Genomic DNA, 889 nt, shown 5'->3' with positions numbered 1-889 from the left:
AATCCGGCCATTTCGAAGAAATGGCCGGATTTTTTTTATGCATATTTATTTAAACTTTATGCGTTTTAATATAGCATATTTATAGATGTTTTTTTGTAAATTCCCAATTAAAAGGTATTGTTTTTGATATTTTTATTATAATCCCATTTCTAAAATTATTTTAATGAAAAAAATCTTTACTCTTGTTGGCCTAGCTTTAATAACGGCTTCTGTAAATGCTCAGGTTGTGATCAATGAAATCTATGGTGGCAATGGGAATTCAGGGGCTGTCTTTAAAAATAATTATATTGTTCTGAAGAATATAGGAACTACTTTAGTTTCATTAACAGGAGCAAGTATACAGTACGCACCCGCAATTGGGGCTTTTACAGAGTATCATACACTACCTGATTTCACCTTGGGACCAGAGGAAACCTATCTGATTCAGGAAGCTGCTGTGGATGGTGGGGTAGAAGCTTTACCAACGCCGGATTTTATAGCAACAACAGTTACAAATTTTGACGGCACACCCAATAAATCTGTTGGAATAAGAATTTCAGGAACATCAGGAAAGCTGGCATTAGCAGGAAACATTGTACAGGTAATGAGCCCTTCATCTTCTAATGTTTTGGATTTTGTAGGCTATGGAGCTAACGCAGATCAGTTTAAAGGAGATGGTCCTGCACCTTCTCCTACAGCCTCAACAGCAATCAGAAGGACTTTCGAGAGTAATAATGATAATATGGCAGATTTTTCTGCTGAAGGTGCTGCAAAAACAGGCTTTGTTCAGAATCCTTTTGTGAAAGATGGTAAAGTGCTTTTTGGAATGCAGATTAAAGATGTAAAGGTCTATGATACCTTCAGGCAGGTTGTGAAAAAATCTCCTACAAGATTTGCTCAGAATATAGAC

At 36.3% G+C, this 889-nt stretch carries 1 protein-coding gene; it reads left to right on the top strand.

Features of this window, described 5'->3' with window-relative positions:
* Positions 1–163: 163 nt before the first annotated feature.
* Positions 164–889 (top strand): lamin tail domain-containing protein (locus BBH99_RS12670; RefSeq protein WP_066696199.1); only part of this gene is annotated, 726 nt, incomplete at its 3' end.

The organism is Chryseobacterium contaminans, from assembly GCF_001684955.1.
GTDB classification, from domain to species: domain Bacteria; phylum Bacteroidota; class Bacteroidia; order Flavobacteriales; family Weeksellaceae; genus Chryseobacterium; species Chryseobacterium contaminans.
Note: the sequence above shows the minus strand (reverse complement) of the source record. Positions and strands in the feature narration are given on the sequence as shown.